The organism is Streptomyces sp. NPDC031670 (assembly GCF_055580545.1).
Genome location: NZ_JBVILC010000002.1, coordinates 151557 through 167732 on the forward strand (window position 1 = coordinate 151557; position 16176 = coordinate 167732).

Annotated in this window: 17 protein-coding genes; 7 read left to right on the forward strand and 10 right to left on the reverse strand. The window is 72.5% G+C overall.

What is annotated here, in order from left to right:
* Window positions 1-40: 40 nt before the first annotated feature.
* Together ACZ5ID_RS04680 and ACZ5ID_RS04685 are read right to left on the reverse strand one after the other, a co-directional pair.
* Window positions 41-1261 (reverse strand): glycosyltransferase 87 family protein, encoded by a 1221-nt coding sequence (locus tag ACZ5ID_RS04680; protein ID WP_468893419.1) that lies wholly within the window; start codon window positions 1259-1261, stop codon window positions 41-43.
* 60 nt (window positions 1262-1321) lie between these two features.
* Complete coding sequence (locus ACZ5ID_RS04685; RefSeq protein WP_468893421.1) at window positions 1322-1513, reverse strand: hypothetical protein; 192 nt, start codon at window positions 1511-1513, stop codon at window positions 1322-1324.
* A 296-nt stretch (window positions 1514-1809) separates the two neighbouring features.
* Here ACZ5ID_RS04685 and ACZ5ID_RS04690 point away from each other — a divergent pair, with 296 nt between their 5' ends.
* Window positions 1810-3861 (forward strand): HelD family protein, encoded by a 2052-nt coding sequence (locus ACZ5ID_RS04690; protein WP_468893423.1) that lies wholly within the window; start codon window positions 1810-1812, stop codon window positions 3859-3861.
* Window positions 3862-4075: 214 nt separating this feature from the next.
* Complete coding sequence (locus ACZ5ID_RS04695) at window positions 4076-4741, forward strand: hypothetical protein (RefSeq protein ID WP_468893425.1); 666 nt, start codon at window positions 4076-4078, stop codon at window positions 4739-4741.
* A gap of 7 nt (window positions 4742-4748) precedes the next feature.
* Here the strand turns inward: ACZ5ID_RS04695 and ACZ5ID_RS04700 are convergent, their stop codons facing one another.
* Together ACZ5ID_RS04700 and ACZ5ID_RS04705 are read right to left on the reverse strand one after the other, a co-directional pair.
* Window positions 4749-4991 carry a DUF397 domain-containing protein gene (locus ACZ5ID_RS04700; protein WP_468893427.1) on the reverse strand — a complete coding sequence of 81 codons (243 nt, stop codon included), beginning with the start codon at window positions 4989-4991 and terminating at the stop codon, window positions 4749-4751.
* Window positions 4988-5824 carry a helix-turn-helix domain-containing protein gene (locus tag ACZ5ID_RS04705; protein ID WP_468893429.1) on the reverse strand — a complete coding sequence of 279 codons (837 nt, stop codon included), beginning with the start codon at window positions 5822-5824 and terminating at the stop codon, window positions 4988-4990. The genes ACZ5ID_RS04700 and ACZ5ID_RS04705 overlap by 4 nt, the downstream gene beginning before the upstream one ends.
* 205 nt (window positions 5825-6029) lie before the next feature.
* On the opposite strand from ACZ5ID_RS04705, the gene ACZ5ID_RS04710 reads away from it, so the two are divergent.
* Together ACZ5ID_RS04710 and ACZ5ID_RS04715 are read left to right on the forward strand one after the other, a co-directional pair.
* Entirely contained in the window at window positions 6030-6443 is a 414-nt protein-coding gene (locus ACZ5ID_RS04710; protein WP_406555749.1) for an ATP-binding protein, read from the forward strand.
* An 89-nt stretch (window positions 6444-6532) separates the two neighbouring features.
* Entirely contained in the window at window positions 6533-7774 is a 1242-nt protein-coding gene (locus ACZ5ID_RS04715; RefSeq protein WP_468893431.1) for an LmeA family phospholipid-binding protein, read from the forward strand.
* Between the two features lie 60 nt (window positions 7775-7834).
* On the opposite strand, the gene ACZ5ID_RS04720 is transcribed toward ACZ5ID_RS04715, so the two are convergent.
* Together ACZ5ID_RS04720 and ACZ5ID_RS04725 are read right to left on the reverse strand one after the other, a co-directional pair.
* On the reverse strand, window positions 7835-8524 hold the full coding sequence (locus ACZ5ID_RS04720; protein WP_468893433.1) for a copper homeostasis protein CutC: 690 nt from the start codon (window positions 8522-8524) through the stop codon (window positions 7835-7837).
* Between the two features lie 105 nt (window positions 8525-8629).
* Window positions 8630-9862: an alpha/beta hydrolase family protein gene (locus tag ACZ5ID_RS04725; protein WP_468893435.1), complete on the reverse strand. Its 1233-nt coding sequence runs from the start codon at window positions 9860-9862 to the stop codon at window positions 8630-8632.
* A gap of 549 nt (window positions 9863-10411) precedes the next feature.
* On the opposite strand from ACZ5ID_RS04725, the gene ACZ5ID_RS04730 reads away from it, so the two are divergent.
* Entirely contained in the window at window positions 10412-11044 is a 633-nt protein-coding gene (locus ACZ5ID_RS04730) for an HD domain-containing protein (RefSeq protein ID WP_468893436.1), read from the forward strand.
* A 17-nt stretch (window positions 11045-11061) separates the two neighbouring features.
* Here ACZ5ID_RS04730 and ACZ5ID_RS04735 read toward each other — a convergent pair whose 3' ends face one another.
* Window positions 11062-11331, reverse strand: coding sequence for a DUF4031 domain-containing protein (locus ACZ5ID_RS04735; RefSeq protein ID WP_468893438.1), 270 nt, complete (start codon window positions 11329-11331; stop codon window positions 11062-11064).
* The gene (locus tag ACZ5ID_RS04740; protein WP_468893440.1) at window positions 11328-11699 is read right to left on the reverse strand and encodes a hypothetical protein; all 372 of its coding nucleotides are present in this window, start codon (window positions 11697-11699) and stop codon (window positions 11328-11330) included. Before ACZ5ID_RS04740 ends, ACZ5ID_RS04735 begins: the two co-directional genes overlap by 4 nt.
* A gap of 86 nt (window positions 11700-11785) precedes the next feature.
* On the opposite strand from ACZ5ID_RS04740, the gene ACZ5ID_RS04745 reads away from it, so the two are divergent.
* Together ACZ5ID_RS04745 and murQ are read left to right on the forward strand one after the other, a co-directional pair.
* On the forward strand, window positions 11786-12706 hold the full coding sequence (locus ACZ5ID_RS04745) for a MurR/RpiR family transcriptional regulator (RefSeq protein WP_468893442.1): 921 nt from the start codon (window positions 11786-11788) through the stop codon (window positions 12704-12706).
* A gap of 42 nt (window positions 12707-12748) precedes the next feature.
* Entirely contained in the window at window positions 12749-13666 is a 918-nt protein-coding gene (gene murQ / locus ACZ5ID_RS04750) for an N-acetylmuramic acid 6-phosphate etherase (RefSeq protein ID WP_468893444.1), read from the forward strand.
* Window positions 13667-13760: 94 nt separating this feature from the next.
* Here murQ and groL read toward each other — a convergent pair whose 3' ends face one another.
* Window positions 13761-15386: a chaperonin GroEL gene (groL, locus tag ACZ5ID_RS04755; protein ID WP_365100344.1), complete on the reverse strand. Its 1626-nt coding sequence runs from the start codon at window positions 15384-15386 to the stop codon at window positions 13761-13763.
* 344 nt (window positions 15387-15730) lie between these two features.
* Window positions 15731-15934, reverse strand: coding sequence for a cold-shock protein (locus ACZ5ID_RS04760; RefSeq protein WP_005315736.1), 204 nt, complete (start codon window positions 15932-15934; stop codon window positions 15731-15733).
* Window positions 15935-16176 lie beyond the last annotated feature (242 nt).

A 16176-nucleotide genomic window follows, 5' to 3' on the forward strand; every position in this document is an offset into this window, starting at 1 on the left:
GGCTGAGTCCGGCGGTCCCCCGGGCCCGTGACCGGCCGGGTCACTGTCCGCGGGCCGTGGCCGGTTGCTCGCGCAGTTCCTCGCGCCCCTCGGGTGCGCGGGGCCGCAGGCGGGTGGCGGCCCGGGCCGACAGCGCGAGTCCCAGCAGTGCGTACGGTGATGCCAACGGCTGCTGCCACCAGGGCAGGTGAAGGTCCAGCTCGCCCTGGTGCGGCACCAGCCACAGCGTGCGGGCGGTGAACACCGCCGCGACGGCGGCGGCCGTACGGATCCGGCCCTCGGCCACCAGGACCGCCAGCAGCGGTACGCACCACACCCAGTGGTGCGACCAGCTGACCGGGGAGACGAGCAGCGCGGTGAGGGCGGTGACCAGGACGCCCCAGCGCTCGGGCGCCCGGCGGGCGATCCACAGCCCGGCCACCGCGACGAGCGCCGCCACCGCCACCCCCGCCGCGCCGGGCGCGGGCGTGTGGAGCAGCCGGGCCAGCAGGCCCTGGAGCGACTGGTTGTCGACGATCCACGTCTTGCCGACCCGTTCGGTCTCGTAGAGCCGCTGCGTCCAGAAGTCCACGCTGGCGCCCGGCAGGACGAGCGCGCCCAGCAGCACGGTCCCGGTGAACGCGGCGGCGCCCGTTCCCGCCTCCCGCCACCGCCCTTTGAGCAGCGCGTACAGCAGGAAGAGCGCGGGCGTGAGCTTGACGCCCGCCGCCACGCCGACCGCGAGGCCCCTGCCGGGGGAGCCGGGCGGCCTGGTGAGGTCCCACAGGACCAGGCAGGCCAGCGCGAGGTTGATCTGGCCGAACAGCAGCGTCTGGAACACCGGTTCAAGCCAGAGCCCGGCGGCGGTGGCGGCGATCCGGGCGGCGGGGCGGGCCGCGATCCCGGCGAACCGGCAGGACAGCCGCACCAGGAGGGCGAGCAGCAGCACGTTGCCGACGGCGAAGGCGGCCTTGAGCGCCGGGACGGGGAGCCAGGCGGCCGGCACGAACAGGAGCGCGGCGAACGGCGGGTACGTGGCGGGCAGATGCCAGCGGGTGACGGTGAAGCCGTACAGGTCGGTGCCGTGCGCGACGGCCGCGCCCTCCGCCCGGTAGACCAGGGCGTCCGCCATGGGGACGCGCAGGACGAGGCAGAGCGCTGCCAGCGCGGCGAGGGAGAGCGCGAGGAGGAGCAGGGCGGCACGGGGAGCGCCGGGGGCACCTGTGGCACCTGTGGCGCCGGTGGCGCGGAGTGAACGGTCGGTCACGGTCCGGTACGTCACGGCCGTGACCCTAGAGGATCACGCGGGCGGGCCGGGTCGGGCACGCGGTGGGGGATCGGGTCAGGGGTGGCGGCGTACGCCTGCCTCTTCCGAGTACTCCCCGAGGACGACGACGCTCAGGGCGGCGCCCGCGAAGGCCTTCGCGGCGCGCAGGGCGTTGCCGACGCGGTGCGGGGAGTGCTCGGCGCCGGTGGCGGTGGCGCCTCGGGGGGCCGGGACGGTGGGCGCGGGGGTGAGGGTCACGGGGCTCATGTATCCATGGTGCTCCTGGACCCCTCCCGTTTCATCGCTCTGCGGTCTGAACCGTCCGGCCCCCCGTGTCCACCTCTGGTCCAAGGCCGTCCCCTACGGGTAGGACCCCGCTCCCTAGGGGCTGCCCCGGGGTCCGGGCCGGGCCCGGGAAAATTCGTTCGCCCCGCCCGGCCTCCCTGACTACAATCGCCGCTTCCCCGCCTCCCTCCGAGGAGCGCGCCGCCGCCCGGACGGAAACCGGCCGGCCGCCGAAGCCGCAAGGCGAGCCAGCCCGACCAGCCGCCCGGAGGAATCCCGTGTTCCCGCACGACCCCGAAGACCCCCTCAGCCGTGAGCGCGCCCACCTCGGCCGGTCGCGCGCGGCCCTGCGCGCGATGCGCGAGGACGTGGAGAACCTCGACATCAAGGACGTCACCGCGAACTGGGTGAACGCCGCCGTCCTCCAGCGCCAGATCGACGACCGCATCAAGGCCCTGGCGGACCTCTCGCACACCCCCCTCTTCTTCGGCCGTCTCGACTATCTGCACGCCCCCGGCGCGGAGTTGGCCGAGGGAGCCGAGGGGGAGCGGTTCTACATCGGGCGCCGCCACGTCCACGACGCCGAGGGCGACCCGATGGTGATCGACTGGCGTGCGCCGGTCTCCCAGCCGTTCTACCGCGCCTCCCGCAAGGACCCGCAGGACATCGGCCTGCGCCGCCGCTTCGGCTACACCGGCGGCGAGCTCACCGCGTACGAGGACGAGCACCTCACCGACCCCGCCGAGGCGGCCACCACCAGCAAGCTCCTCCAGGCGGAGATCGAGCGCCCGCGTGTCGGCCCGATGCGCGACATCGTGGCGACGATCCAGCCGGAGCAGGACGAGATCGTCCGCTCGGGCCTCGGCGGGTCCGTCTGTGTGCAGGGCGGCCCCGGCACCGGCAAGACGGCCGTCGGCCTGCACCGGGTCGCGTACCTCCTCTACGCCCACCGCGACCGCCTCGCCCGCACCGGCACGCTGGTCATCGGCCCGAACGCCTCCTTCCTCCACTACATCGAGCAAGTGCTGCCCGCACTGGGTGAGTTGGAGGTCAAGCAGGCGACCGTCGACGACCTCGTGGCGCACGTCGAGGTGAAGGGCGTCGACGACGCGCCCGCCGCGATCGTCAAGGGCGACGCCCGGATGGCCGAGGTGCTGCGCCGGGCGGTCCGCAGCCATGTGAGCCTGCCCACCGAGCCGCTGGTGGTGGTGCGCGGCTCGCGCCGCTGGCGCATCCCGGCGTACGAACTGGAGGAGATCGTCCGCGAGTTGCAGGACCGCGAGATCCGCTACGGCGCCGCCCGGGACGCCCTGCCGCAGCGGATCGCGCACGCCGTGCTCGTACGGATGGAGCAGGCCGGCGAGGCGCCCGACGACCGGGTGCAGGACGCGGTGGCCCGCAACGCGGCGGTGAAGGCGGCCGTGAAGGAGCTCTGGCCGCCGGTCGACCCGGCGAAGCTCGTGCTGCGGCTGCTCTCCGACCCCGACTTCCTCGCCGCGCACGCGGAGGGGCTGCTCAGCGCGGACGAGCAGAAGACCATCCTGTGGGCGAAGCCCGCCCGCAGCGTCAGGGCCGCCAAGTGGTCGGCTGCGGACGCCGTGCTGATCGACGAGGCGAACGACCTGGTGGCGCGGACCCACTCGCTCGGCCATGTCGTGGTCGACGAGGCGCAGGACCTCTCCCCCATGCAGTACCGGGCGGTCGGCCGCCGCTGCTCGACCGGCTCGGCGACGGTCCTGGGCGACCTGGCGCAGGGCACCACGCCCTGGGCGACGGCGAGCTGGGACGAGGCGCTGCGGCACCTGGGCAAGCCGGACGCGGTGGTGGAGGAGCTGACGGCGGGCTTCCGCGTACCGCGCGAGGTGATCGCGTACGCCTCGCGGCTGCTGCCGTCGATCTCGCCGGGCCTGGCCCCGGTGGAGTCGGTGCGTGAGACCCCCGGCTCGCTGGCCGTGCGCGCCTCGGCCCCGGACGGGCTGGACGCGGACGTGCTGGCCGCCTGCCGCCGGGCGTTGGCCCACGAGGGCTCGACCGGCCTGATCGCGGCCGACGCGCGTATCCCGGTGCTCGCCGAGGCGCTGACGGCGGCGGGCCTGGCGTTCCTGGACCCGGGCGAGGAGACCACGGCCGAATCCCGGCTCACCCTGGTCCCCGCGTCGCTCGCGAAGGGCCTGGAGTACGACTACGTGGTCCTGGACGAGCCCTCGGCGGTGGTCGACGGCGAGCCCGACGAACGCACCGGCCTGCGCCGTCTGTACGTGGCCCTGACCAGGGCGGTGTCGGGGCTGACCATCTGCCACGCGGCACCCCTGCCTGCCCAGCTGGCCTGATCCGCAGCAGGCCGCCGCAGCAGGCCGCCGATGTCCGCCCCGCGTAGCGCTTTCGTCTTGACGAAGTCATGAATCGGCCACGGGCCGGGGCATTTCGGTCAGCCCGGTGGCGACGCGTCGCACTCGTGCCGTAGGAACTCTGTTCGTAGAGATCGCCAAGGCGGTCCACAGCATCGGTCCACAGCGTCATCGCTTCAACGGGGGAGTTCGAACAATGAGCAGTTCTGTCATGCGCCGGGGCGGCCGGGTCAAGCTGGCGTCGGTCGGCCTGGTGGTCGTCGGTTCGCTGGCGCTGAGCGCGTGCAACGGGGACGACGGCGCCGACCAGCGGGTCGGCGGGGCGACGCCGACACCGTCCGCGCCCTCGTCGCCCTCGTCCCAGGCGCCGTCCACCCAGCCCCCCTCGGGCGGCGGCGGAGCCGGCCAGGCCAAGGGCGGCCAGACCTTCAAGCTGGGCGAGGCCGCCCGCTTCCCGTTCTCGTACGGCACCAAGACGAAGGGCGAGATCGCCCTCACCGTCGACGCGATCGAGAAGGGCGCCCCCGCCGACCTGGCGCCGCTCAAGCTCGGCGACAAGGTCAGCGGGAAGGTCCCGTACTACATCCGCTACACGGTCGAGAACGTCGGCACGACGGACCTGGCGTACGCCTCCGTCAGCCACATGAAGGGCCACCTCGGCGACAACACCGAGGCGCAGAACCTGATGATCACCGGCAGCTTCGACAAGTGCCCGAGCGAGTCCCTGCCCAAGGACTTCACCCACGGCAAAACCCAGAAGGGCTGTGCGGTCGCGCTGGCCCCCTCCGCGACGACGAAGGTCGTGTCGGCGGAGTACTGGGGCGACCCCTTCACCATGGGCCAGGGCCTCTACTGGAAGTAGCCCGCGCCTAGCCGGCCGCGTACGGGACGAACCGCTCCCACGCGGCCGGCGACAGGGCGAGCGCGGGGCCCTGCGGGTTCTTGGAGTCACGGACGTGGATGGTGGCGGGGCAGGTGGCCACCTCTACGCAGTCGCCGTCCGAGCCGCTGCTGTACGTGGACTTGCGCCAGTCGAGGGCGACTTCGACGCAACTGTCCCCGGATCCGCTGCTGTAGCTGCTCTTGAACCAGGCGAGTTCGGTGGCGGTCATAACGCTCCTCGCAGTTGCTCCAACAGGCGCACGGAGTCCTCGGGGGTGAGGGCCTGCGTGCGCAGTTTCGCATACCGCATGTGGAGTGTGCTGACCACTTTGGGATCAGAGATGAACTGGCCGCTCTCCTGTCCCTCGCAGTACCCGAACCAACGATTGGCCGGGGTTTCCAGTAGCTGCACGGGGCCAGCAAGTCCGGCATGAACGTCCCTGGTCAGCGGCAGGATTTGAAGCTCGACGTTACGTGCGGACGCGCACTCCAAAACGTAATCAATGAGCTCGCGGGTCACCTCTGCACCGCCCGTGCGCCGCATGAAGAGATGCTCGTCGACGATGAAGCTGAACGAGGTGTTGGGACGGTCACGTAGCAGTTGCTGTCGAAGCTTTCGGGCAGTCAGATGGGCCTCCACCTGCTCGTCGGTCAAAGGCGGCACTTGCGCGGCAAACAACGTCCGTGCGTACGCCTCCGTCTGCAACAGCCCCGGTACAAGCCGCGACTCGTACGTGTAGAGGCTGATCGCGCACCGTTCGTACTGCGCCCAGCGGCGGAACCAGCGGGCGAGTCCCGGCTGACGGTTGAGGTACTGCATCGCGCTGCGCAGCGCGTTCGTGTTGCCGAGTGCCGCCTCCGCGCTCTCGACGAAGTCGGGGTCGGGCATACGGCGGCCCAACTCAACGGACGCCACGGTGTGTTTGGAGAAGCCGACCAGTACGGCGAAGTCCTCGCGGCTCAGCCCCGCGTGCTCCCGCAGGGCCTGGAGGACCGCGCCGAACGTCCGCAGACTGTCCGACGGCTCCGGCTCGCTGTCGTACCCCTCGTGGTCCCAGGCCATGTGGCTGTCCTCCGGTGAGTGGATCTCCCCGCGCGTAACTCACCCAGAGTTACTGCCCGTTGGCCGTACTGTCTACAGCATCACCGCGTACGCTCGCGCGGAGTACGCGCTCCCGGCCTGGTCACGGGCGTGCGAGCGCCGCCACTGTGGCCCCATGCACCCCGAAAACGGCACGGCGACCGCCCATCTGTCCACTACCGTACGCATGTTCAGGCGCAGAATCTCCGCCACCCGGCACGGCGCGCGGCTGGCCCGGCTGCTCGCCGTACAGCGGCTGGCCGACTGGGGTGTGGCGCGTCACAGTGAGGCGTCGGACACGGCCGCGCTGGTCGTGGCGGAGCTGGCGTCCAACGCGGTGCTGCACGCGCGCGTACCCGGCCGCGACTTCGAACTGGCCCTCGCCCTGCGGGAGGGGACCCTGCGGATCGCGGTGACGGACGGGCGGGGCGACCGGCGGCTGCCGGCCGCCGTGGGCGCGTCGGCGGACGCGGGCGGACGCGGCGAGGCCGAGTCGGGGCGGGGGCTGTTGCTGGTGGCGGCGGTGGCCGCGCGCTGGGGCACGGAGGAGGGCCCGGTGCCGCGCAAGACGGTGTGGGCCGAGGTGCGGGTGAACGGCTAGCGGGCTTCCGGAACGGACGTACCGTTGGTGGCGCTTGTGTTCGAAGAAGGCATGTGTGGTGGGATAAGACGATGCGCTCCCCCACACGCATGCAGCCCCGTTCCCACAACCCCTATGACGAACTCGCGGCACTGGCCGATCCCGAGCCCGGCTCCGAGCCCGGTCCCGGCGCCGCCGGCGGGCTCACGGTCCTGCCGCTCGACCTCAGCAGCATGCACGCCGGGCCCGAGGACGAGCCCTGGTCGCCGCCCGACCACCGGCGCTCCGGGAAGGGCCGTCGCGCCAGGCGCGGCCGTAGGCGTCGCCGCAGTCCCTTCGCCGCGCTCCCGCGCCTCGCCAAGCTGCTGTTCGCGCTCGTCGTGTGCGTCGGGTTCCTGGTCCTCGCGGACCGGTGCGCGGCGATGTACGCGGAGAAGAAGGCGCGGCAGGCGCTTCAGGACGAACTCCACCTGGCCGCCGCCCCCGAGGTGGACATCCACGGGTTCCCGTTCCTCACGCAGGTCCTGGACAAGCGTCTGGAACGGGTGGACGTCACCGTGCCGCATGTGGCCGCCGACCGCATATCGCTCGCGAAGGTGCAGGCCAGTGCGCGGGACATCAAACTGACGGGGGATCTGCCGAGCGACATCCGCAGTGCGGTCATCGGTGACCTCCACGGCCGGATCACGCTGTCCTTCGACGACATGAACCGTGAACTGGCGGCCTCGCAGCTCAAGTTCAGCCGGGTGAGCGACGACACGGTGGGCGCGGACGGCAGGCTGAGCATCGCGGGGCAGGAGCTGCGCGTACGGGCTCGGGCCCAGGTGCGGCTCGTCGGCACCAGCGGCCTGTCCACGGACGTCGACGGCATGAGCCTCGACATGCCGGGCGTCGCCACGTACCGGCCGGGGCGGAACCGGGGGCTGACGCTGCACCGGGAGTCCGCCGAGCTCATCAGCCGGGACACGGCACGGGTGAAGGCCCTGCTGTCGGTCCCGGCCGTGGTGGAGCGGCTCGGAGTGCCGAAGGAGGACGTGGCGGCGGCGCTGCGCAGCGAGGAGAAGCTGCACGAGCTGACGGGCACGCCCCGGTTCGCGGAGCAGTTGACGCGGGTCAACCTCGTCGACGTGGTGGCGGACCACCCCTGGCTGCTGTCGAAGATCGGTATCGATCCGAAGCTGGTCACGGGCCTGCTGGCGATGCGTCCGCCGGAGCTGTCCGACCGTCTGTCCTTCTCGTACACGCTGCCGCGCGAGGCGCGGATGCTGCGGGTGCGGGACGTGCGGGTGGAGAAGGACGGCGTGGTGGCGACGGTCTCCGGGGTGGAGCTGGCGGTGGGGAAGGGACGGTAGGAACGGCGGGGGCGGGGCCCCGGGGTCCTCCGCCGGCCCGCGACCGCTGCCCGCTGCCCGCTACGCGTCCAGCGCCTCGCGCCACTGGGCGACGGCCTGTGCCGAGACCGGTGCCGCCCAGCCGCCGGGGCGGGACGCCCCGCCGATGTGCACCGCGTCGATCCCGGCGCTGCGCAGTCGGGGCAGATGGTCGAGGCGCAGGCCGCCGCCGACGAGGATGCGGGGTTCGTAGCCGGGCTCGCCGGACCGGGCCGCCTCCGCGACCAGCGTCTCCAGGCCGTCGTCGACGCCGCCCGCCGCACCCGCCGTCAGATACGTGTCGAGGCCCGGCAGGCCCGCGAGCTCCTTGCGCAGGGCGTCGCGGTCGGCGGCGCGGTCGACGGCCCGGTGGAACGTCCACCGGCAGCCGTCCAGCTCCGCGACGAGTGCCCGTACCGCGGTCATGTCCGGCGCGCCGGTCTCGTCGAGGAAGCCGAGCACGAACTCGTCCGCGCCCTCCGCGCGCAGCGCCCGCGCGTCGCGTACGAGCGCGTCCACGTCGCCCGCCGCGAAGCCGTCCGCCGCGCGGAGCATCACGCGCAGCGGGATGTCCACGGCGGCGCGGATCGCCGCGAAGGTCTCCCGGGGCGGGGTGAGGCCGTCGGCCGCCATGTCGGTGACCAGCTCCAGCCGGTCCGCGCCGCCGGCCCGCGCCGCGACCGCGTCGTCCGCGTCGAGGGCGATCACCTCAAGCAGTGCACGGTTGCTCATCTGACCCCAATTCCTCGGCTGCCTACAGATTCAACAGGTCTAGTCCAATACAGCCTACGCGGCGGGTCACGGGGGCGCGTGCGGCAGGGGGCGGCGCGTCGGGGCTCACTCCACGAACCGCACCTCCGGCCAGCGCCGGGAGGGCCGCTCCAGGAGGCCCGAGTCGTCGCGGTCCCGCAGCCACCGGTCGAAGAAGGCGGTGATGTACGCCTTCTGGGCGGCGACCGAACGAACGGGGTCGATGGTCCCCACGTTCTGGGTCACGAAGTCGTCCGGCAGCCCGAGCCGGTGGGCGATCTGCGGGATCTGCGACTGGAGGTCGGTGAACGAGGCGTGCTCGCTTCCGGCGAGGGTCAGGTCCCGGTGCCAACCGGTGCTGTGCCGCCAGGCGGCGCCCCAGGAGGGGAGGGTGCGGTGGTCGTCGCCGTCCTTGCCCATGAGGAGCAGGGGCCGGGTGACGCCGTCGGTGCCGACGGAGGACGGGTTCGCCGGGTCGTGGTCGTCCTCGGTGTAGCCCATCACCCCGTCCATGTTGAGCGCGGCCCTGATCCGGCGGTCGTCGTGCATGGTCCGGGCGGCGGTGAACCCGCCCGCCGACTGCCCGAACATCCCGACGGCCCCCAGGTCGAGGAGCTGCCCGAGGGGGCCGGGGAGATGACGGAGCCGGTCGAGGACGAACCGGGTGTCGGCCACCCGTACGTCCACGACCTTCTTCAGCAGCGCGACGACGTGCTCGGGCCCGGCCTTCTTGGCGCGCGTGTACTCGCGGGGCAGCACGGTGCGTTCGAGGCGGCCCCGGGGGAACTCGACGACCTGGGCGTCGTACGTGTGGTCCAGCATCACCACGAAGTACCCGCGCGAGGCGAGCTCGTCGCAGAGGGTGGTGCCGAGGGTGCGGGGGTCGCCGGCGCCGGGCGAGTAGAGGACGACGGGGAAGCCGGCGGAGTGGGGGGCGGGGCGGGCGACGGGGGCGTGGGTGTGGGCGTGGCTGCGGGTGGCGCCCCAGTCCACGCTTCCCTCGGGCACGTCGAGCCCGCTCGTCCGGCCGTACGCGTCGGCGGCGGCCCGGGTCATCTGGGGTGCGCGCTCGTACCCGCGCACGCTGCGGGCGGGATACCGCACCCCCACCATCAGCTCCCGGCAGACCCGCGTGCCCCACGGGTCCCGCCGCGCCCGGTCGACGAGCCGCAGACTCACGGTGCCGACGGGGTGGGGGCCGGTGGGTGGGGGGAGTTCGGTGTGGATGCGGGGGGTGGCGGTGGCGGTGGCGGTTCCGGTGGGGAGGAGGGTGAGGGCGGCGGCGGTGGTCAGGACGAGTCGGCGGGAGGGCGCGATCATGCCTCCGACTGTCCCAGGGGGCGGTCCCCCTGCCCATCGGGGAGTCCCCCGGGTGGGGGCGGGGGGTAGCCCGAGGGGGCGGGTTCTGGCCGGGGTACGTCTGCGGCCCGGTGGTGGCTTGCTCGCGCAGTTCCCCGCGCCCCTTAAAGGGCCGGATCTTGTCTGCGGGCCGCCTTGGGTTGCTCGCGCAGTTCCCCGCGCCCCTTAGGGGGTCGGCGGCAGCCGGAACAGTCGGCTCAGCCACGGCCCTTCAGGGGCGCGGGGAACTGCGCGACCGGCCACCCACCACCCGCAGACGAACACCGGGCCCTGAAGGGGCGCGGGGAACTGCGCGACCAGCCCACCACCGGCCGCAGACGAACACCGGGCCCTGAAGGGGCGCGGGGAACTGCGCGACCAGCCCACCACCGGCCCGCAGACGAACACCGGGCCCTGAAGGGGCGCGGGGAACTGCGCGACCGGCCCACCACCGGCCCGCAGACGAACCCCCGGCCGATAAGGGGCGCGGGGCTGTGCCCCGGGGGTGTGGGGGATCGTTACGCTCGGGGCATGGCCGATCTCGCCGCCCGTTGGGCCGACACCCTCACCGCCGCCCGCCAAGCCCCCGGCCCCGACCCCACCCCGTACGCCACGAACCTCCTCACCCGCTGGACCGAACCGCACCGCAAGTACCACACCGCCGACCACCTCACCGCCGTGCTGCGCCACATCGACACCCTCGCCGACCACGCCGCCGCCCCCGAACTCGTCCGCCTCGCCGCGTGGTTCCACGACGCCGTGTACCGTCCGGACCGTTCCGAGAACGAGGAGCGCAGCGCGGCGCTGGCCGAACGGGCGCTGCCCGAGGCCGGGTTGGGGGCGGACGACACCGCCGAGGTCGCCCGGCTCGTACGGCTCACCGTCACCCACGACCCCGCCGAGGGCGACACCAACGGCGAGGTGCTGTGCGACGCGGACCTCGCGGTGCTGGCGGGCGGTTCGGAGGAGTACGCCGCGTACGCCGCCGCCGTCCGCGAGGAGTACGCCTTCGTCCCCGACGACGCCTTCCGCACCGGCCGCGCCCAGGTCCTGCGCCGGCTCCTCGCCCTGCCGAGGCTCTTCCGTACCCCGTACGGCACCAGGGAGTGGGAGACCCGCGCCCGCGAGAACCTGACGACGGAGCTGGAGCTGCTGACCGGCTGAGCGGCACGGCGGAACGGCTAGGGCGCGGCACGCCCCTTGGGCCGCCGCAGCCCCGCCCCCGTCAGCCGCCGCACCAGCTCCTTGGAGCCGACCTCCACCGCCCCGGCCCGCACCGCGTCCGCGTACCGCGACTCCGGTACGTCGTAGTGGTCGCGGTCGAAAGCGCGCGGCGGGCAGCCGACGGCGGCGGCGAAGGCGTGGAGTTCCTCGTACGACACATCGCTGACCAGGTGCGACCACATACGGCCGTGACCCGGCCAGGTGGGCGGGTCGATGTAGAGCGTCATGCCAGCGGGCCGGTGCCCAGGCCGCCGACCGGAGCCACCGTCACCCCCGCCTTGCCGCACACCCAGTGCGGATCGGGGCCGAGCTCGGGCTCCACGTCGAGGGCGTGCGGGTCCCCCGAGTGGCAGACGGGGCAGATGGGCCAGCGGCCGTACTTCTCCAGAAGCGCGTCCTGCACGTCCTGCGCGACCAGCCCGGCGACGTACGACGCTCCGTCCGGCCACTGCTCCACCCACCAGCGGCGGTGCGTCACCGCGTCCTCGACCAGGGAGACCACATCGGCCCGGGCCACGTCGCGCGCTGCCAGATCCGCCAGCACCAGGGCGCGGGCGGCGTGCAGGTACTGCTCCAGGGAGTCGACGTCGTCCATGGAGCCATTGTCACCCCATCCGCCACTTCCGCCCGTCCCGAGCCGAGGGGTTGACCCCGCCCCACCTGCGAAAATATCTTTCAAGGGTGACCCATGACGTGAAGGAAACTTCCACCGGCGAACCGGCTCCCCCGGCCCCCGCCGCCCTCGCGGCCAAGGTGCGCACGCTGGCCCCCTCCATGACCCGCTCCATGCAGCGCGTCGCCGAGGCCGTCGCCGGGGACCCGGCCGGGTGCGCCGCCCTCACCGTCACCGGCCTCGCCGAGCTCACCGGCACCAGCGAGGCCACCGTGGTCCGCACCGCCCGCCTCCTCGGCTATCCCGGCTACCGCGATCTGCGCCTCGCGCTCGCCGGGCTCGCCGCCCAGCAGCAGTCGGGGCGCGCCCCGGCCGTCACCGCCGACATCGCCGTGGACGACCCCCTCGCGGACGTCGTCGCCAAGCTCGCCCACGACGAGCAGCAGACACTCGCCGACACCGCCGCCGCCCTCGACACCGTCCAGCTCGGCGCGGCCGTCGCCGCCCTGGCGCAGGCCCGCCGCATCGATGTGTACGGCGTCGGCGCCTCCTCGCTCGTCGGCCAGGACCTCGCACAGAAGCTGCTGCGGATCGGCCTCATCGCGCACGCCCACACCGACCCGCACCTCGCCGTCACCAACGCCGTGCAGCTGCGGACGGGGGACGCGGCCGTCGCCATCACCCACTCCGGCTCGACCGGCGACGTCATCGAGCCGCTGCGCGTCGCCTTCGACCGGGGCGCCACCACCATCGCCGTCACCGGCCGCCCCGACGGCCCCGTCTCCCAGTACGCCGACCACGTCCTGACCACCTCCACCGCCCGCGAGAGCGAGCTGCGCCCGGCCGCGATGTCGTCGCGCACCAGCCAACTCCTCGTCGTGGACTGCCTGTTCATCGGTGTCGCCCAGCGCACCTACGAGACGGCCGCCCCCGCGCTGGCCGCCTCCTACGAGGCGCTCGCCCACCGCCACCGCCCGCGCACCCGCTGACCCCGGGTGCCCTCGGACACGTCACGAGAGAGCAGCGCTGCCATGACTTCCACGTACGGGGAACTCCGCGCCCAGCTGGCCGGTCTGACCACCGAGGCGTTCCGGCCCGAGCTCGCCGACATCGACCGGCTGCCGACCGCCGAGATCGCCCGCATCATGAACGGCGAGGACGCCACGGTCCCCGCCGCCGTCGCCGCCCAGCTCCCGCGCATCGCCGCCGCCATCGACGCCACCGCCGAGCGGATGGGCCGGGGCGGGCGGCTGGTCTACGCGGGCGCGGGCACCGCCGGGCGGCTCGGGGTGCTGGACGCCAGCGAGTGCCCGCCCACCTTCAACACCGACCCCTCGCAGGTCGTCGGGCTGATCGCGGGCGGCCCGACGGCCCTCGCCTCCTCCGTCGAGGGCGCCGAGGACTCCGGGGAGCTGGCGGCGGCCGATCTGGACGGGCTCGCCCTCACCGCGCTCGACACGGTCGTCGGCGTCTCCGCCTCCGGCCGCACCCCGTACGCGGTGGGCGCGGTCGAACACGCCCGGGCGCGCGGGGCGCTGACCATCGGCCTGGCCTGCAACGCGGGCTCGGCGCTCGCCGCCGCAGCCGAGCACGGCATCGAGGTGGTGGTCGGCCCGGAGCTGCTGACCGGCTCGACCCGGCTGAAGTCCGGCACCGCCCAGAAGCTCGTCCTCAACATGATCTCGACGATCACGATGATCCGGCTGGGCAAGACGTACGGAAACCTGATGGTCGATGTCCGCGCCTCCAACGACAAGCTGCGCGCCCGCTCCCGCCGGATCGTCGCGCTGGCCACGGACGCGGACGAGGAGGCCGTCGAGAGCGCCCTGGCCGCCGCCGACGGCGAGGTGAAGACGGCGATCCTGATGCTGCTGGCGGATCTGGACGCGGCGGCGGCGACCCGGCGGCTGGCCGAGGCCCGGGGCCGGCTGCGCGCCGCGCTGCCGTAGCCGGCCGCCGGAACCCGCGAACGCCGAAGGGCGGCACCCCCAGTGGGGTGCCGCCCTCCGTACGTAACCGGGCTCGCCGATCCTCCGACGAGGATCAGAAGTCCATGTCACCGCCCGGCATGCCGCCCGGAGCGCCGCCCGCGGCGGCCTTCTCCGGCTTGTCGGCGATGACGGCCTCGGTGGTGAGGAACAGCGCGGCGATCGACGCGGCGTTCTGCAGCGCGGAGCGCGTGACCTTCGCCGGGTCGATGATGCCCTCGGCGATCATGTCCACGTACTCACCGGTCGCGGCGTTCAGACCGTGGCCGACGGGCAGGTTGCGGACCTTCTCGACGATGACGCCGCCCTCAAGACCACCGTTGACGGCGATCTGCTTCAGCGGGGCCTCCAGCGCGAGCTTCACGGCGTTGGCGCCGGTCAGCTCGTCACCCGACAGGTCCAGCTTCTCGAAGACCGAGGAGGCCTGGAGCAGGGCCACGCCACCACCGGCGACGATGCCCTCCTCGACGGCCGCCTTGGCGTTGCGCACGGCGTCCTCGATGCGGTGCTTGCGCTCCTTGAGCTCCACCTCGGTGGCGGCGCCGGCCTTGATGACGGCCACGCCGCCGGCCAGCTTCGCCAGACGCTCCTGGAGCTTCTCGCGGTCGTAGTCCGAGTCCGAGTTCTCGATCTCGGCGCGGATCTGGTTCACGCGACCGGCGACCTGCTCGCTGTCACCGGCACCGTCGACGATGGTGGTCTCGTCCTTGGTGATGACGACCTTGCGGGCGCGGCCGAGCAGGTCGAGGCCCGCGTTCTCCAGCTTGAGGCCGACCTCCTCGGAGATGACCGTGCCGCCGGTGAGGATGGCGATGTCGTTCAGCATGGCCTTGCGGCGGTCGCCGAAGCCCGGGGCCTTGACGGCGACGGACTTGAAGGTGCCGCGGATCTTGTTCACGACCAGGGTCGACAGGGCCTCGCCCTCGACGTCCTCGGCGATGATCAGGAGCGGCTTGCCCGACTGCATGACCTTCTCGAGGAGCGGCAGCAGGTCCTTGACCGAGCCGATCTTCGAGTTGACGATCAGGATGTACGGGTCGTCGAGCGCGGCTTCCATGCGCTCCATGTCGGTCGCGAAGTACGCCGAGATGTAGCCCTTGTCGAAGCGCATGCCCTCGGTGAGCTCGAGCTCCAGACCGAAGGTCTGGGACTCCTCGACCGTGATGACGCCTTCCTTGCCGACCTTGTCCATCGCCTCGGCGATGAGCTCGCCGATCTGGGTGTCGGCGGCGGAGATGGAGGCCGTCGAAGCGATCTGCTCCTTGGTCTCGACATCCTTGGCCTGCTCCAGGAGCGCACCGGAGACGGCCTCGACGGCCTTCTCGATGCCGCGCTTCAGGGCCATCGGGTTGGCACCCGCGGCCACGTTGCGCAGACCCTCGCGGACGAGCGCCTGGGCGAGGACGGTCGCGGTGGTCGTACCGTCACCGGCGACGTCGTCCGTCTTCTTGGCGACTTCCTTGACCAGCTCGGCGCCGATCTTCTCGTACGGGTCCTCGAGCTCGATCTCCTTGGCGATGGAAACACCATCGTTGGTGATCGTGGGGGCGCCCCACTTCTTCTCGAGGACGACGTTGCGGCCCTTGGGGCCAAGGGTGACCTTGACGGCGTCGGCGAGCTGGTTCATCCCGCGCTCGAGACCGCGCCGTGCCTCCTCGTCGAACGCGATGATCTTGGCCATGTGAAGTGGTCCTCCCGGACAGGGGTGGCGTTCTTCGTGGACCGCGCCGGTGCCCGCGACGGACGGCTCGCGGTCCTTGTGGTTCCTTGCCCCACCCGGTCCGCAGGCCTCACTGACCCGATCCAAGTTCTGTCACTCTCACTGGGAGAGTGCTAACGCCAATGATTAGCACTCGACCCCGGAGAGTGCAAGGCCGTCCCACCGCCACGGCCCGGTCCCGGACACCCGCGCGCCGCGGCCGGGGGCGCCGACGCGGGCCCGGACACACACGTGGGGCCCGCATCCATTTACAGAGGATGCGGGCCCCACGGGCCTGTATGCGTCGGTGGCCGATCGCGCCGAGATCAGACGGCGAGCTTGACCATGTCCGCCTGCGGACCCTTCTGGCCCTGCGAGATCTCGAACTCGACTCGCTGACCTTCTTCAAGGGTGCGGTACCCGTCCATCTGGATCGCGCTGTAGTGGACGAAAACATCCGCACCACCGTCGACCGCGATGAAGCCGTACCCCTTCTCCGCGTTGAACCACTTGACGGTGCCCTGAGCCATGCCTAACTCCCCTATTACTGGCCCTTGCACGGGACCGCACTTCGCGGACCCGGGTCAGATCTCCACCCTCCGACAGGAGAGGGTGTGCGCCGGAACGCGTCGACCGCGGCTGAATGTATCTGCCCAACTGCCCTCTGCAACAGGTCAATCGGACGAGAATTCCAGGCAGGGGCCGGGAGCGGAATGCCGCCTATTCCAGCATTACGGGGCAAGTCGGGCCGGGCAAAGCGCACTTAAGGAGC

What these genes read in the sequence shown, in the direction of transcription:
- ACZ5ID_RS04710 (WP_406555749.1), top strand. Translation starts at nt 6,030, where the DNA reads ATGTTCAGGCGCAGAATCTCCGCCACCCGGCACGGCGCGCGGCTGGCC.
- ACZ5ID_RS04720 (WP_468893433.1), bottom strand. Translation starts at nt 8,524, where the DNA reads ATGAGCAACCGTGCACTGCTTGAGGTGATCGCCCTCGACGCGGACGAC.
- murQ (WP_468893444.1), top strand. Translation starts at nt 12,749, where the DNA reads ATGACTTCCACGTACGGGGAACTCCGCGCCCAGCTGGCCGGTCTGACC.
- groL (WP_365100344.1), bottom strand. Translation starts at nt 15,386, where the DNA reads ATGGCCAAGATCATCGCGTTCGACGAGGAGGCACGGCGCGGTCTCGAG.
- ACZ5ID_RS04695 (WP_468893425.1), top strand. Translation starts at nt 4,076, where the DNA reads ATGAGCAGTTCTGTCATGCGCCGGGGCGGCCGGGTCAAGCTGGCGTCG.
- ACZ5ID_RS04740 (WP_468893440.1), bottom strand. Translation starts at nt 11,699, where the DNA reads ATGGACGACGTCGACTCCCTGGAGCAGTACCTGCACGCCGCCCGCGCC.
- ACZ5ID_RS04705 (WP_468893429.1), bottom strand. Translation starts at nt 5,824, where the DNA reads ATGGCCTGGGACCACGAGGGGTACGACAGCGAGCCGGAGCCGTCGGAC.
- ACZ5ID_RS04715 (WP_468893431.1), top strand. Translation starts at nt 6,533, where the DNA reads ATGCAGCCCCGTTCCCACAACCCCTATGACGAACTCGCGGCACTGGCC.
- ACZ5ID_RS04730 (WP_468893436.1), top strand. Translation starts at nt 10,412, where the DNA reads ATGGCCGATCTCGCCGCCCGTTGGGCCGACACCCTCACCGCCGCCCGC.
- ACZ5ID_RS04700 (WP_468893427.1), bottom strand. Translation starts at nt 4,991, where the DNA reads ATGACCGCCACCGAACTCGCCTGGTTCAAGAGCAGCTACAGCAGCGGA.
- ACZ5ID_RS04760 (WP_005315736.1), bottom strand. Translation starts at nt 15,934, where the DNA reads ATGGCTCAGGGCACCGTCAAGTGGTTCAACGCGGAGAAGGGGTACGGC.
- ACZ5ID_RS04735 (WP_468893438.1), bottom strand. Translation starts at nt 11,331, where the DNA reads ATGACGCTCTACATCGACCCGCCCACCTGGCCGGGTCACGGCCGTATG.
- ACZ5ID_RS04685 (WP_468893421.1), bottom strand. Translation starts at nt 1,513, where the DNA reads ATGAGCCCCGTGACCCTCACCCCCGCGCCCACCGTCCCGGCCCCCCGA.
- ACZ5ID_RS04725 (WP_468893435.1), bottom strand. Translation starts at nt 9,862, where the DNA reads ATGATCGCGCCCTCCCGCCGACTCGTCCTGACCACCGCCGCCGCCCTC.